This is a genomic window from Amycolatopsis acididurans (assembly GCF_012328925.1).
GTDB lineage: Bacteria > Actinomycetota > Actinomycetes > Mycobacteriales > Pseudonocardiaceae > Amycolatopsis_E > Amycolatopsis_E acididurans.
In genome coordinates this window covers 1-11,462 of the sequence record NZ_JAAXLS010000010.1, presented here as the reverse complement: position 1 = coordinate 11,462, position 11,462 = coordinate 1, and the positions used below count along the sequence as shown (strand labels likewise).

Annotated in this window: 16 protein-coding genes; 15 read left to right on the top strand and 1 reads right to left on the bottom strand. The window is 69.7% G+C overall.

All coding sequences use genetic code 11. The annotated features are described in order from the left end of the window. Nucleotides 1-547 precede the first annotated feature (547 nt). On the top strand, nucleotides 548-952 hold the full coding sequence (locus HFP15_RS16810) for a hypothetical protein (RefSeq protein ID WP_168516565.1): 405 nt from the start codon (nucleotides 548-550) through the stop codon (nucleotides 950-952). 2 nt (nucleotides 953-954) lie between these two features. On the opposite strand, the gene HFP15_RS16805 is transcribed toward HFP15_RS16810, so the two are convergent. Beyond that, complete coding sequence (locus HFP15_RS16805) at nucleotides 955-1,167, bottom strand: hypothetical protein (RefSeq protein ID WP_168516541.1); 213 nt, start codon at nucleotides 1,165-1,167, stop codon at nucleotides 955-957. A gap of 211 nt (nucleotides 1,168-1,378) precedes the next feature. Here HFP15_RS16805 and HFP15_RS42835 point away from each other — a divergent pair, with 211 nt between their 5' ends. The 14 genes from HFP15_RS42835 to HFP15_RS16735 all read left to right on the top strand — a co-directional run. Continuing rightward, nucleotides 1,379-1,738 (top strand): hypothetical protein, encoded by a 360-nt coding sequence (locus HFP15_RS42835; protein WP_246271788.1) that lies wholly within the window; start codon nucleotides 1,379-1,381, stop codon nucleotides 1,736-1,738. 68 nt (nucleotides 1,739-1,806) lie between these two features. Continuing rightward, the gene (locus HFP15_RS16795; protein ID WP_168516561.1) at nucleotides 1,807-2,367 is read left to right on the top strand and encodes a hypothetical protein; all 561 of its coding nucleotides are present in this window, start codon (nucleotides 1,807-1,809) and stop codon (nucleotides 2,365-2,367) included. After that, complete coding sequence (locus tag HFP15_RS42830; protein ID WP_246271787.1) at nucleotides 2,361-3,332, top strand: hypothetical protein; 972 nt, start codon at nucleotides 2,361-2,363, stop codon at nucleotides 3,330-3,332. The genes HFP15_RS16795 and HFP15_RS42830 overlap by 7 nt, the downstream gene beginning before the upstream one ends. Nucleotides 3,333-3,411: 79 nt before the next feature. Beyond that, nucleotides 3,412-4,107 carry an SAF domain-containing protein gene (locus HFP15_RS16785; protein WP_168516559.1) on the top strand — a complete coding sequence of 232 codons (696 nt, stop codon included), beginning with the start codon at nucleotides 3,412-3,414 and terminating at the stop codon, nucleotides 4,105-4,107. A 41-nt stretch (nucleotides 4,108-4,148) separates the two neighbouring features. Further along, on the top strand, nucleotides 4,149-4,976 hold the full coding sequence (locus HFP15_RS16780) for a hypothetical protein (protein WP_168516557.1): 828 nt from the start codon (nucleotides 4,149-4,151) through the stop codon (nucleotides 4,974-4,976). Then, nucleotides 4,973-6,508, top strand: a complete 1,536-nt coding sequence (locus HFP15_RS16775; protein ID WP_168516555.1) for a TadA family conjugal transfer-associated ATPase — start codon at nucleotides 4,973-4,975, stop codon at nucleotides 6,506-6,508. Before HFP15_RS16780 ends, HFP15_RS16775 begins: the two co-directional genes overlap by 4 nt. After that, on the top strand, nucleotides 6,505-7,446 hold the full coding sequence (locus HFP15_RS16770) for a type II secretion system F family protein (protein WP_168516552.1): 942 nt from the start codon (nucleotides 6,505-6,507) through the stop codon (nucleotides 7,444-7,446). The genes HFP15_RS16775 and HFP15_RS16770 overlap by 4 nt, the downstream gene beginning before the upstream one ends. Next, nucleotides 7,443-8,348, top strand: a complete 906-nt coding sequence (locus tag HFP15_RS16765; protein WP_168516550.1) for a type II secretion system F family protein — start codon at nucleotides 7,443-7,445, stop codon at nucleotides 8,346-8,348. Before HFP15_RS16770 ends, HFP15_RS16765 begins: the two co-directional genes overlap by 4 nt. Before the next feature lie 56 nt (nucleotides 8,349-8,404). Further along, nucleotides 8,405-8,659, top strand: coding sequence for a hypothetical protein (locus HFP15_RS16760; protein ID WP_009155742.1), 255 nt, complete (start codon nucleotides 8,405-8,407; stop codon nucleotides 8,657-8,659). Nucleotides 8,660-8,677: 18 nt separating this feature from the next. Further along, a complete protein-coding gene (locus HFP15_RS16755) occupies nucleotides 8,678-9,103 on the top strand; it encodes a hypothetical protein (protein WP_168516548.1) in 426 nt (141 codons plus the stop codon). A 95-nt stretch (nucleotides 9,104-9,198) separates the two neighbouring features. Continuing rightward, the gene (locus HFP15_RS16750) at nucleotides 9,199-9,567 is read left to right on the top strand and encodes a TadE/TadG family type IV pilus assembly protein (RefSeq protein ID WP_281355584.1); all 369 of its coding nucleotides are present in this window, start codon (nucleotides 9,199-9,201) and stop codon (nucleotides 9,565-9,567) included. Continuing rightward, entirely contained in the window at nucleotides 9,564-10,016 is a 453-nt protein-coding gene (locus HFP15_RS16745) for a TadE/TadG family type IV pilus assembly protein (protein ID WP_168516545.1), read from the top strand. Before HFP15_RS16750 ends, HFP15_RS16745 begins: the two co-directional genes overlap by 4 nt. Continuing rightward, the gene (locus HFP15_RS16740; RefSeq protein WP_009155738.1) at nucleotides 10,013-10,426 is read left to right on the top strand and encodes a hypothetical protein; all 414 of its coding nucleotides are present in this window, start codon (nucleotides 10,013-10,015) and stop codon (nucleotides 10,424-10,426) included. Before HFP15_RS16745 ends, HFP15_RS16740 begins: the two co-directional genes overlap by 4 nt. Then, nucleotides 10,423-11,462: LysM peptidoglycan-binding domain-containing protein (locus HFP15_RS16735; RefSeq protein WP_168516543.1), on the top strand; the 1,040-nt coding region annotated here is incomplete at its 3' end. The genes HFP15_RS16740 and HFP15_RS16735, both read left to right, overlap by 4 nt.

Here is an 11,462-nt window from a genome sequence, read left to right as displayed (position 1 = left end):
AAGAGCACAAGACTGTCCTCGGCTACCGGGCCCCGACGCGTTCTCGTTGCTCCACTGTGGAGGTATGCGAACCGAGTCACCTCCCGGAACCGTCGACCCAGTCGGGGGATCGACGGCGCCTCGCCCGGTCTCGCTTGCCGGGGCGACACTCCTCCCCCTAGGTGTCGCCCCGGCGTCCGGAACTCAATCCGGGTATCCCGTCAACACGGAAATGCCGGGAAGTCACAACCTTTTTCTGGAAGCCATATCTGCATTTTTCGCACAGCGCCAGCCCCTTATTCTCGCCGCCGGTCGCTTCGCGATGTCATCCCTGGAATTCCAGCAGCTCTTCTCGACGCCCGTGGCCGTCTCGTGGATTGGTTCAACCGCGCCGACGCATGTCGATTCCCTCTGTGAACCATCACGGTTGGGCGGTCAACCGCACCTGACCCCGAGCGCCGAGTCGCGCTCGGACCGGCTGGTGCGGCGGCTCGCCAGGACCCCAGCCTCCGCGTCCGCCGCACCGCCGCCCCATCCCGAGCCCCACCGTCCTGGACGGAGCACACCGATGGCGCACTTCCTCCTTCTTTGCTCCCATACGCGTGCACTCGACGAGATCGGCGAAGCCGAACTCACCGAACTCGCCGAGAACCCCGAGGCCATTCCCAGCTATGCCTGGTGCGATCGGTGCGTCACCTGGCAGCCCATCGCAGAACTTGTCACAGCGCCCGCCCCGCCTCCGAACCTCCACGCTTTTGCCGAAGCGACCGACCTGGAACCCGCCACCGGTCCGTCTGCCACCGCGACGAGGACCGGCCTGGCGGTTTCCGGTCCACGCCTCGACGAGATCCCAGGAACTGCTGGCACCGAACCCGCACCCGCGGTGGAGGACGCGGGGGCGTCCACGTCCGCCACGGAACCCACCGCCGGACGACACCGCAGCTCTTCCCGATCGGAGCAGTACGCGCGATGACTTCAGCCACCCCGTACGCGCGGATCGTCACGATCAAGGCCGATCTGTCTGTCGACCACGATGAGGACCAGCGCAACCACGACGCGAGCCGGGCCGGATGCCGCGGTCCACGCCAGCGCCTTCGTGCTCGTCTTGGAGGTGTTGATGATGTCGATCCTGGTGCCCGCGGTCGGAGCCGCGAGTATCGCGGCGGGACCAGCGCTGCTCGCGGCCACGGAACGAACGACGGGCACAGTGGTTGTCACTGGCCGGCTGGCACGCATCGCACTTCCCACGGCGATGTCGCTGATGACGGCGGTGCTGTGTTGGGCTGGGTTGCCTCGACTCGGCGCGACACCGATCTGGCTGGCATGGTGCTGGGCGTGCGCACTGGGATGCGGCCTGGCGCTCACGGACCTACGTTGCCGAAGGTTACCGTTTCCGCTGGTGGCAGCGCTGGCGGGCGGAGGTGCTGTGTTCATGCTCTGGGCCACCGTGATCGACGGAACCTGGTTCCGGTTCGGCTTCGCCTGCATCGCAATGGTGGCCGTGCTCGGCCTTGCCTTGCTGGTCCAGATGTGCGCGCCGGAACACACAGGGGGCGGCGATACCGCGCTGTATGCCGCGCTCGCGCTGTATCTCGGCTGGTTCGGGTGGGATGGCCTGTTGCGCGGTCTGCTCGTCGCGAGCGGGCTTACCGCCCTGGTCGCGCTTGCGGTAGCAGTGTCGTCCAAGAGTATGAAATCCCGGTTCCCCGCAGGTCCACCCCTGCTCGCCGGCGCGCTGGTAAGCATCCTGTTGACATAGGCGCATGGCGGCCTGCGCAGGCGCGGGTCGGCATGGACATCAGCATCGGGAGCACTGGGGAGGACCCTGTGAGCAACATCGGTACCAATCGTCGGCGACTGCACGTCATCCTGGCTGGCACCTTCGCCATGTTGCTGGCGGGGTGCAGCGGCGAGTACAACCCGGCACCGTCACCATCGTCTTCGCCGAACCTGTCCGCGCCGTCACAGGCAGCGACCTCTTCCGCCCAGGACGAACGCGCCGCGGTCGAAGCCGCCTACAGCCAGTTCTGGGTCAGCACGTTCCATGCCAGCGACAAGCCGGAGAGCACCTGGCATGACGTAGTGGCCGCGGTGGCAGTCGACCCTCAGCTCACGACCACCTTGAACGCGATGCAATCTCAGAAACAGGCCGGGATCAAGGTCTACGGCGATGTCACGGCGCGCATCGTGTCAGTTCAGATCACCGGCGCCTCCGCGAAAGTAGTCGACTGCCAGGACGGTTCAAGGGCAGGTCAGGCGGATGCCAAGACCGGTGATCGGAAGACCGTCGGCGTACCGCGGAATCCAGTCAATGCAGACCTCAAACGCGACAGCGCTGACGGCCGGTGGAAGGTCGCTCAAGTCACGTTCCCCGGCGGGACATGCTGATGGTCCGTCGACATCTCGCACAAGTCCTGACAGGCGTGCTGTGCCTGGGTGGGATATCAGTGGCGGGCCTGCCGTCACCAGCCCAGGCAGATCCGCCTCCGCCCAGCAATGACGATGGTCAGGTCATCGTCGTTCCGGGCGACCTCTCTGGTCTGGTCGCCCCGCCACACATCGACATGCGGGCCTTGGAGCAGCGAGGCCAGGCACCTGTGCGGCCGGGCGGTCCGGCAAAGAAGTCGGCCGGCACCGGCCAAGATCGGCAGGCCGCCGCCGGTTCGAGCGATGCTGCCGATTCGCCGAGCGGGATTCCTCCCGGATGCTTTCTTGGCGGTTTCGGTGTCGGAGGTGCCCCCGGTGCTGGTCGGCCGGGTGGTAGCGCGTTCGGCATGCGCTGCCTGCCGCCGCTTCCCGCGGACGCCCCGGCGCCGCCGGGTGCGCCTGCGGCACCGCCCTTGCCGACTCCGGCTGAGCTGGCGGCGCAGGCGTTCGAGCAGTTGCAACTGCCGTTGCCGGTGCCACGGCATTCACCGGACGTGCGGCTGCCGGACGGGCGGGACGCGACGATCGTCGGCGAGAACACCTGGATATGGACCGACCGGGGGGTGTGGCATCCAGCCGTGCAGCGGGTGCAGGTCGGACCTGTGTGGGCCGAGGTGACCGCGACCCCGGTAGGCATGACGTTTAACTCGGGCACGGGCGGTTCGATGACATGTTCGGGACCGGGCACACCGTACGACCGCTCCTTTGGTCTGCATGCGGCGAGCCCGGATTGCGGGTTCGTCTACACCCGCAGCTCGGTGGGCCAACCGAACGATCAGGCCAGCGCGGAGTGGGCGATCCAGTGGTCGGTGAGCTGGGTCGGATCGGATGGAACTGCTGACGTCGGCGGGGACTTCCCGCAGATGCAGTCGAGGGCCAGAGCCAGCTTCGCAGTTGCTGAGGTGCAGGCTCTGCGCGCGAATTAGCGGACCGAGAATGCGATAGAAGCATTCCGTCAGACATAAGAAAACTGTATTTCCAAAAAAATGGGTAAGGAGTTGCCCAGTGGGTACTGCTGTGTCTTTTTCCGGGCCACGCCAGGCAAGTGGCGGCTCAGCTGACGTCGAGCTGCCCAACGACGGTGATGGGCCGCGGGTGCCGCGTCGGCGGCGGTGGTGGCTGCTGGGCGTCGCGTTCGTGCTGGCCGCGGTGGTCGCGTTCGGCAACTATGCCCTGATCGCGGGTCAGGACGCCCGGATCGATGTCGTGGTGCTGACGCGGGACGTGGGCTGGGGCCAGCGGATCAGCGACGGCGATCTCGGGGTGGCGAAGGCGGTCCCGGACCAAGGCGTGTCCTCGATTCCGGCCCGTGACCGTGCCGGAGTAGTCGGGCAGGTCACCCGCTCGGCCTTGCCCGCGGGAACTGTGCTGGCGCCCGGCCAGGTGTCCGCGCAACCGGTTCCTGGGCCGGGTGAGCGGTTGGTCGGGCTCGCGGTGAAGCCGGGTCACCTACCCGCGCGCGGTCTGTCGCCCGGTGACCTGGTCCAGGTCAGCCCGGTGACGGGCGGCACCGGGACCGATGCGGGACAAGCTTCGGCGAGTACGGCCGCGCCGTTTCGGGCGCGGGTGGTGGGCACCGGGCCGCCGGACTCGACCGGCGCGGTCACGGTCGATGTCGTCGTCGGCGCGGATGCCGCACAGGCCGCGACCAGCGCTGCGGCGGGCCAGGTTGTCGTGGTCCAGCTCGGACCAGGCGCATAGCGAGCAAATCTTCGTCGGGAAGGGCGGTGAGGGTGTTGGCCATGATCACGATCGTCTCGGGCAAGGGAGCACCGGGCGCGACCACGACGCTGGCCGCGTTGGCGGCGGCGTGGCCCGCGCCGGTGCTGCTGGCCGACTGCGACCCGGCCGGTGGCGACCTCGCGCCGGGCTGGCTGGGTCAGTGGCTTGTGGACGGCACGGTTCGCACCGATCTCGGCGTCCTGTCGCACGCCACCGCGACCCGCCATGCGACAGCGGGCGACCCGGCCACGCTGATCGACCACGTGCAGACCGCGCCGCCCGCACGGCACGTAGGCCTGCTTGCCGGGTTGACGTCGCCGGAACAACACGCCGCGGTCGGGACTGCGGGATGGACTCGCCTGACCGCGTCGCTGGCCGCGTTCAGGACCGTGACCGGTCATCCAGCCGACTCCTTGGTCGATGTCGGCCGCTACGGCGCGGCTACGCCGTGGCCGTTGCTGCTGGCGGCCGACGTCGTGTTGCTCGCGGTGCGCCCAACCCAGCGGCACGTGCTGGCCGCACGCCCCGTGCTGGCCACGCTCGCCGAACGGATTGCCCCGGAGCGACTCGGGCTGGCGGTATGCGCGACCACGCCTGCCGGCACCCGAGAGGTCCGCGCGGCACTGGGCCGCGATGCCGGGGTCGAAGTTCCTGCGGACGCGCGGGCGGCGGGGGTGCTCTCGGACGGGGTCGACGGAGGTGCCCTGTCCCGTCGGTCGCCGTTGCTGCGGGCAGGCCGCCGTGCGGCGCGCCGCCTGCACGGGATCTACCACAACTACACGCTCGCCGAATTGCACGCGCCGACACCGCGAGTGTCCGCAGGCGCGCTCACCGGAGGAACACGATGACGTTGCCACACAACGGATACCGCCTCCCGAACGGTCCCGCCAGCTACCCGCATCCGGTGCCGCTGGCATCGCCACACGGCGGCGTCCCCAGGGGCAGCGGCAGGCCGCCGCAGGCGTTCGGGCAACCGCAGGACCACGCGGCGAGCGACGAACTGGACCCGCGCGCTGTAAGGGAAATCCGGGAGTCGGTCGCGGCACGGCTGGAACGTGTCGCCGCTGGGGAGACCCGTCTGGACACGCCCTTGTCTGCGGAGGAGCAGCAGACACGCATGCGCGCGTACGTGGCCGAGGAAGTCGCTTCTTGGGTGCAGCGTCGCGCCACTGCCGGACAGGCACCGCTGTCGGTGGAGGCGGAACGCCGGTTGACTCGCGCGGTGGTGGCCGCGTTGTCCGGACTGGGCGCGCTGGAGGAGCTGCTGGAGCGCGAAGACGTGGAGAACATCCACGTGCACGGGTGCGACCGCGTGTTGCTCGAACTAGCAGACGGATCGATCGAGCCGTGGCCACACCCGGTGGCCGATACCGACGCCGAGTTGGTCGAGATGCTCGCGGCGATGTTCGCGCGCCAGGGCCAAACGTCGCGCGAGTTCAATGCTGGCCGCCCGCTGGGAAACCTTCGCATCGGTGCTGGCGGCCCGCTGGGCGCTCGGGTCGCGGCCGTGATGGAAGTCAGCGACCGGCCGCGAGTGGCGATCCGTCGCCACCGCCTGGTCGACGTCACCCTCGACGACCTCGTGGCCAACGGCACGCTCGATCCGGTGATCGCGTCGTTCCTGCGTGCGGCGGTGCGCGCGGGCTGCAACGTGATCGTCTCCGGCGGTCCTGCCGCGGGGAAAACCACGCTGCTGCGCGCGTTGTGCACTGAGATCCCGGACTACGAACACGTCGTGACCGTCGAGGAGGAATACGAACTCGGCCTGCACATCGGCGCGCGCCCGTTGGTCACACCGCTGGAAGCCCGGCCGGCCAACAGCGAAGGGATCGGCGAAATCACCCTGGACGATCTGCTCAAGCAGACTTTGCGGCACTCGCCGAGCCGGGTGGTCGTCGGGGAAGTCCGCGCCGGAGAGGTCACCGCGATGCTGCGGGCACTGGGCAACGGCGCGACTGGCGGGATGTGCACCCTGCACGCCACCAACGCGTCCGCCGTCTTCGACCGGATCGGGGCGCTCGGGCAGCTGGCTACCCCGCCGCTGGCGATCGAGGCCGCCCACCAGTGGACCGCCTCGGCGATCGACCTGGTCGTGCACGTCGCCCGCACCGACCACACCCACCTCGGAGCGCACCACCGACAGCGGTTCGTCTCCGAGGTCATAGAGGTCGGTCCGGTCGGTGATTCCGGCCGCCCGGACACCACCAGGATCTTCGCCCCACGCCCTGCCGACGGCCGCGCGGTTCCGGCCTATGCGCCCAGCCGTGACCTGCTAGAGCGCCTAGAGCGGCACGGCTTCGACCGCGCCCAGCTCGACACCGCCGGTGCGGGGATAGGCACCGGAAACATCACCGGTTTCCCAGAAGGAGGCCGGCGATGACGAACGTGTGGCCGGGCTTGCTCGGCGTCGTCGCCGTGCTGGCCCTCGCCTGCGCGGTTGCGGCGATGCTGCCTCCTGCCCCGCGGAAAGCCGGTGGTGGCGTTCGAGGTTCCGTGCCGCAGCGAGCGGCAGGCTGGCGGGAGCGCCTGGCACGGCTTCCGCTGCGGCGGGTTGCTGTGGCGGTGGTCGGGGGCGCGGTGGTGTGGTGGGCCACTGGCTGGCCGGTGGCGGCGATCATCGCCGTCGCCGGGGCGGTGACCGTGCCGATCCTGGCCCGCGGACACGACGCGCAGCGACTGATCGCGCGCTTGGACGCATTGGCAAGCTGGGTACGGCGGCTGGCCGACGTACTGGCCTCCGGCGCGGGCGGGCTGGAGCAGGCGATCACCAGCTCGGCTCGCACCGCCCCCGACGCGTTGGCCACCGAGGTCGAGACCCTCGCAGTGCGGCTGCGCACCCGCGGCCTGGAGCAGGCATTGCGCGCGTTCGCCGACGACGTCGGCGACGAAGCCGCCGACGAGGTCGTCCTCGCCCTGGTCCTGCGCGCCCGCGCCGGTGGACGCGGTCTGGTCGATGTTCTCGACGCGAAAGCCACCGCCCTCGAACGGGAGGTCGTGGCCCGCCGGGACATCGAAGCCGACCGGGCGAAACCGCGCACCGATGTGCGCGCGATCCTCGGCATCACCGTGGTCTTGCTGGTCGGGTTGGTGTTGTTCGCCCGGGAATTCCTCTCGCCCTTCGACGGAGTGCTGGGCCAGGTGGTCATGGCCGGGATCGGGGGTCTGCTCGGCGCGGCCGGGTGGTGGATGCACATCCTGATCCGCACTCGCCGCCCCGCCCGGCTGCTCGGTGTCTCCTCCCGGACCCCAGTCGGCGCACCGAAGCCGAAGCGCTCGCTGACCGTGGTCACCCAGCCCGACGCGGAGGCCCTGCGATGAGCCCGGGTATCGCTGCCGCTGTTCTCGGCGCCCTCGCCGGGATCGCGCTCGTGTGCGTGATTCTGGCGTTGGTACGGCCAGCACCGGTCAACCTGGCCGCCGCGGTCGCGGAGCTGGACGACCGCGCAGCGCGTCGCGTGGACGGAGCTGCGCCGCTGGGTCGCTGGTCGGTTCGACTGCACCGCCTGGCCGGGTACTCGGCGCGGTCATCGAACCGGTGGTGGGGTATTCCGGCCGGCGACCTCGACGTGCTCGACCAGACGGCCGAACGTTACATCGTTCGACGCCTGGCATGGGCTAGCGGCGCCGCTGCAAGCGTCGTGGCGATGGCAGGTTTGGCGTGGTTCGGCGGCGTCGGTTTCCCCGGCACTGTTGTGATCCTGGGCGTGCTGGTCGCTGCGGTGGCCGGGTCGCTGGTGCCAGTGCTGGCCGTGCGCGAGGACGCCACTCGGGCGCGAGAGGAGTTCCGGCGCGGGGTCGCCGCGTATCTCGACCTGGTGGCCCAGGAACGGGCGACGGGTCGCGCCCCGAGCCAAGCACTCGCCGAAGCTGCCGCGGTGGCGGACTCGTGGGTGTTCGCGCGGATCAGTCGCACACTCGGCCGGGCGATGCGCGCCGGGCACACCCCGTGGGAAGCCTTATCCCGGCTGGGCAAACGGATGGGTGTCGTCGAACTCGCCGACCTGGCCGACATCCTGTCCACCGCCGCTGATGGCGCTGCCATCTACAGCACGCTCATCGCGAAAGCGAGCGCGCTGCGCTCGGCCGCGCTCGCCGGAGACAAGGCCGACGCCAACGGGCGTTCCCAGCGGCTCGCGCTCCCGGTTGCCCTGTTGCTGGTCGCATTTCTCCTGCTGGCCATCTATCCAGCCCTGCTCCGGCTGCTGACAGCCGGTGGTTAGCCGCGCAGCCTGAGACGAATCACCTAAAAACGTTGCACACCAAGGAGTTGAACATCATGACCGAGATCCTGGAGCACTACCTCACCGCGGCGCGGCGTCGCGTTGCGCAGCTTGAGCTGAGTCTCGGCGGCGCAGTGATGTTGTTGTTCGTCACCGTCACGGCCCGCTGGGAACGCGTGCGTGCCACCAGTGATCGCGGATCGGAAAGCGTGGAGAAGGCCGTCCTGGTGGCCATCGGGCTCGCTGTGGCCATCGGACTTGGCGTCGCGATCCGTGCCGTGGTGCAGCAGTTCCAAGGCCAGATCAAGTGACGAGACGAAGGAGCCAGGATGCCTACCAACGAGGAGATCGAACGTCGTGTCGCGGAGGCCGACGCGCCCCGCAGCGCCAAGCGATCCGCTGCGGCACAACGAGTCGGCGATCTCGCTACGCGTCGTGCCGAGATCGCTGCCCAGCTGAACGAGGTCGAACGAGAACTCGGCGAGGTCCTCGCCGACTCCAGCGACGTCATCGATATTGACGAGCTAGCCGAGTTCACCGAAGTGCCTGCCACCGACCTCGCCCGCTGGCTCGAAGCGGGTAAACCAGCGTCTACGAAGCGAAAGAAGCCCGTTAATAACGGCTCCCGCGCGAAGAAAACCACACAGCCGCCGAAAACCACCACCGCGAAGACGGTGCCCACGCCACGTCCCCTCGCTGCGGCTCCAACACCCACCGCAGACACACCGGCGGCAAGTAGCTCGGCGGCCCAGTGATGCGTACCAGCGGACTCAGCTACCGGGGACATCCACGGGCGACGAAAAGCACCGGCACAGCTCAGATCCGCGACCAGGGAGCAGAGTCCGTCGGCTTGGCCATTCTGTTTCCGATTGCCCTGGTGTTGATCCTCTCGGCGGTGCAGGGCGGCTTGTGGTGGCACGTCCATGCCGTCGCCGCGCAAGCCGCCCAGGCCGGAGTGGAGGCTGGACGTCCAGTCGGTGGCACGACCACCACAGCGGCCGAGGCCGCGCGCTCGTTCGCCACCCGCGCCGGCCGCGGCGTCCTCACCGCTCCCGAGGTCCACACCACCGTCACCGCGGACACCGTCCAAGTGGAGGTGTCGGGCACCGCCATCCGGCTGGTGCCGATCCCGGGCCTGGACATCCGCGTCGCCGCATCCGCGCACGCCGTGAAAGAGCGCTTCACCGTGCCCGCGCTGGCGGCTGGAGACGGCCCATGAGGTCCCGAAACCGAACACACCATGACTGGTCGCGCTGCTGGAGTGACACGGGTTCAGTCAGCGTCGAAGCCGCGGTCCTGGTGCCTGCCGTGCTCTTCGTCGGGCTGCTGATCATTGCCGGTGCCCGGGTCAGCTCGGCACAGCAAGCGGTCGACAACGCCGCCGCAGCCGCAGCGCGAGCTGCCTCGATCGCGCGCAGCCCCGACGCGGCACAACAGGCCGGAACCCGCGTCGCCCGCGAACGGCTCGACCGCGAGGGCCTGACGTGTCACACCTCCAGCGTGTCGGTCGACGCCAGCCAGATCGCGGTCGGCCGCGCCGGACAGGTGCGGGCACGTCTGACTTGTCAGGTCGCGTTGAGCGATCTCGCACTTCCGGTCCCCGGCGGCACGGACACGATCACGAGCACCTTCACCAGCCCCACCGACCCCTACCGAGGCATCCCATGACCACCCGGACAACGCCGCGGGACACGGGATCGGTCAGCGTGATAGTGGCCGTCTTGGTGCCCGCGCTGCTGCTCGTCTTCGCCTTGGTAGTGGATGGCTCCGCGCGGTTGCGGGTCATCGCCCGCGCCGACGCGCTGGCTGCCGAAGCTGCCCGCGCGGCCAACACCGCGGTGGACACCCGCAGCCCCGCGGTCAGCATCGACACGACGACCGCAGCGCGCACTGCCGCCGACTACCTCGCTCGTGCCGGGTATCCCGGTCAGGTCAGCGTCGCCGGACCGCGCGCGGTCCGCGTGACCGTCACCGTCGTCGAGCCAGCCCCCATCGGGCTGCTCGGCGGTACCGCCGAGGCCACGGGCACCGCGCTGGCCGAACTCGGCGTCGGCACCCGGACCGGCGACCTGCCATGACCGCCGCACCAGCACAGCGGATTCGCGGGGCATTCGCCGCGCTGGCCTTGCTTGCCTTCATTGCCGGGCTACCGTGCGCACTTCTCGCGCTTGGCGCCGATCCCGCCCGCCTGCTTCCCGACCATTGGCCCGACCCCACCCCGATCGGCCAATGGCCCGAACGGATCTGGAACACGCTGCGGTGGGCGTGGCTGACCGGCGACCTCGTGCTCTGGCTGGTCGTGGCGGTGGCGTGGGCTGGCTGGTTCTTGCTGACTCTTTCCGTCGTGGTCGAGGTGATTCGCCAGACGGGGCACGGTGTCCGTACCGCCCGCGGTTTGCTGCGCCGGGTGCCGCGTGGCCGATGGATCGCCGGACTGGTGGCCGCCGTTCTCGTGGCCACCTCCGCCGGTACCGCAGCGGCATCGACAGCCCCGGCAACACCAGTCGCGGCCACCGCGCCGCCATGGCCCCACGAACATCCCGTCACGGCAGCCCGGGCCTCCGCAACGGACACCGCGACCGACCAGACGGCGGGAACTGTCGGCGCCCCGAGCACGTCGTCTCCCGCAGCAGCGGGAACGGACGACGCCGTGCCTTACACGGTGGTGCACGGCGACACCTTGTGGGACTTGGCTGAACGCCACCTCGGCCGTGGCACGCGCTACCACGAGATCGTGCGGCTCAACCCCGGCCTGCTCGCCGACAGCCCAGGCGACCTGGAACCGGGATGGACGCTGCTGTTGCCACCGGATGCCGTCGCCTTGCCTCGTCCCGCGGACATCGCCACGGCGAGCGGGCGCACCGTCACCGTCGAGCCCACCGACACGCTCTCGGCCATCGCTGAACGCGAACTCGGCAACCCGGACGCCTGGCCCGCGATCTTCGACCTCAACGCCGGCCGCACCCAACCCGACGGCCGCGCGCTGCGCCACCCCGACCAGCTCCTGCCCGGCTGGCACCTCGTCCTGCCCGCCCAGGGAGCACCACCACCCGCGCAGCCACCCGAGCAGCCCGCGACGCCACCGAACAGCCCGACACCCGCGCCCGCCCCAGA